General features: G+C 62.8%; 1 protein-coding gene. It reads right to left on the bottom strand.

The window, feature by feature from the left end:
• Positions 1-253: 253 nt before the first annotated feature.
• Positions 254-2,721, bottom strand: a 2,468-nt coding sequence (gene infB / locus NW837_RS05900; RefSeq protein WP_414329822.1) for a translation initiation factor IF-2, incomplete at its 5' end; no start/stop codon positions are given.

Raw genomic sequence — 2,721 nt, 5'->3', positions numbered from 1 at the left:
TCCCTGGGGAGAGCCGCCGGATAAAGCAGCCCCGCAGCAGCAATTTGTGGCTGGGCAGCTCGGCCTCAACGGGATCCTCCCGCAGCGTTACAAACAGCATCTGGCTCAGTCTCTGGCTCTGTTGCATCCATTCCCCCCTCTGAGGACTCCGTCCCGCTTACGCGATCAGCTCAAATTTTCCCTCCCTGTCTGGGATCCTCTGCCCGAGAACACAGGCCTGACCGGCAGGCCAACCTGAAGTGCCTTGATGAAGCTAGACAGAGGCCAGCGTCCGCCGCTTGGTGACCATCTGGTACACCTCGATGATGTCGCCTTCCTGCCAGGATTGGAACTTGTCGATGCCGATCCCACACTCGAAGCCCGCAGCCACCTCCCGCACGTCGTCCTTGAAGCGCTTCAGAGAGTCGAGACGACCTTCGTAAACCACCTCCCCTTTGCGACGAACTCGCACCAGAGCATTGCGCTGCACCTTGCCCGAGAGCACATAGCTGCCGGCAACCGCACCGCGCCCGATGGGGATCACCATGCGCACCTCCGCCTGACCCAGCGGCTCCTCCACTTCTTCCGGCTCCAGCAGGCCCTCCATGGCCGCCCGCAGATCGTCCAGCAGGTTGTAGATGATGTCGTACTCCCGCACATCCACGCCCTTGTCATCGGCAGCCTGGCGGGCGCCGGGGGCCAGGGTGGTGTTGAAACCGAGGATGATGGCGTCGCTGGCCGCAGCCAAATCCACATCGGTTTCCGTGATCTCGCCAGGGGCCGCCAGCAGAACCCGCAACTGGACTTCCTCTTGGGGCAAATCCCGCAGCGCTGTCTGAATGGCCTCGGCGGATCCCTGGACATCCGTCTTGATGATCAAGTTCAACTCCTTGAGCTGACCTTCTTGGGCTTTGGCGGAAACGCTACCCAAGCTCACGCGACGAGACAGCAGCGCCTGTTGTAGACGGGTTTGCCGCAGCACCTCCGCCCGCTCTTGGGCAATGCGACGGGCCTCTTTTTCGTCGGTGTAAACCTGAAACTCATCCCCGGCTGCCGGGACTTCATCCAAGCCCAGCAGTTGTACCGCCGAAGACGGCCCAGCTTCCTGCAACCGCTGGCCGCGGTCGTCCATCATCGCTTTGACCCGGCCCAGCACTGCGCCGGCCACCAGGGTATCCCCCACCCGCAGGGTGCCGTTTTGCACCAACAAAGTGGCCACTGGCCCGCGGGCTTTGTCCAAGTGGGCCTCGATCACCGTGCCGCGAGCGGGACGGTTGGGGTTGGCCTGCAGCTCCGCCACATCGGCCACCAACAGGATCATCTCCAGCAGAGCATCCAGGTTACGGCGGGTGAGAGCGCTCACCTCCACCATGGGCGTGTCGCCACCCCACTCCTCTGGCAATAGGCCGTGCTCCGCCAACTGCTGCTTGATGCGCTCTGGCTGGCTGCCGGGCTTGTCGATCTTGTTGATGGCCACGATGATCGGCACCTGAGCCGCCCGCGCATGGCTGATCGCTTCCAGAGTTTGCGGTTGTACCCCATCGTCGGCGGCCACCACCAAAACCGCAATGTCGGTGACGCGGGCTCCCCGGGCGCGCATGGCGGTAAAAGCCTGGTGGCCAGGAGTATCCAGGAAAACGATGCGCCGCTTCTGGCCTTCAAAGTTCACATCCACATGGTAGGCACCGATGCGCTGGGTGATCCCGCCAGCCTCTCCCTGCGCCACTTTGGTGTCGCGGATGGCATCGAGGAGAGTGGTTTTGCCGTGGTCCACGTGGCCCATGATGGTTACCACCGGCGGACGCGAGACCAGATGGTCGATGTCCTCCACGTCCAGCATTTCGGTTTTTTTAGCCTCGGGTTCTGCCTTGGGCCGGCGAATCTCGTAGCCCAACTCTTTGGCCACCGACTCGGCCAGCGACTCATCCAAGACCTGGTTGATGGTCACCATCACCCCCTTGAAAAAGAGGGTTTTGATGATCTCAGTTTCGGCCACGCGCAGGCGATGGGCCAATTCCTGAACGGTGAGGCTGCCATCCAAGAGCAACACCTTCTCTTCGGGCAAGGGCTCTGTCCCGCTAGCGCGATCGGCAGCACCAGCCTCAGCGGAGGTAGGTTGCTGCTGCAAACGGGCAGCAGGGCGGGGACGGGCAGGGGGAGCAGCCGTTGCCGCGGGTGGGCGATAGGAAGGAGGCTTGGCGGTGGGGCGAGCCAAGGGCTTGAGGGCGTTCAGCTCAGCCTGCTTGACCGCTGAAATGATGGTCATGGGATCCAAATCCAAACCATCTCCATCTCCTTCCCCCCGTCTCCGACTGCGTTTGCGTTTGGCTTGGACGCGGGCAGCCCGCCGACTGAGAGCTTGTAGCTCGTCGTCCTCTTCTTCTTCCGTTTTGCGCTTGACCTTGGGTGGGGTAGGTCTTACGGGAGCCTCCGCCAACACTGGGCTGGGACGTTCCCCAGGGATTCTTTCTGGCAAGGGAGAGGCAGCATCTGGGTCAGGGGGAGCCGGCTTGGCCACAGGACGGGTAGGGGGCCCCACCAATTCCATCCGCCGCTGCGGACGAGGAGCTTCACCGACTTTGCTGCTGCTGACACTGTCTTCTTTGGTTGCCGGGGAGCGCGTGCCAGGGCGAACGGGTGCGCTCACCAGTTGTGGACGGGGGCGCTGCGCAGGTGGAGGAGAAGGAGCTTTTTCTTCCGCAGGCTGAGGAACGCGGGCGTGGCTGGGGGATGGTGCTTCTG

This window comes from Synechococcus sp. R6-10, from assembly GCF_047461815.1.
In the GTDB taxonomy this organism is placed as follows: Bacteria; Cyanobacteriota; Cyanobacteriia; order Thermostichales; family Thermostichaceae; genus Thermostichus.
Note: the sequence above shows the minus strand (reverse complement) of the source record. Positions and strands in the feature narration are given on the sequence as shown.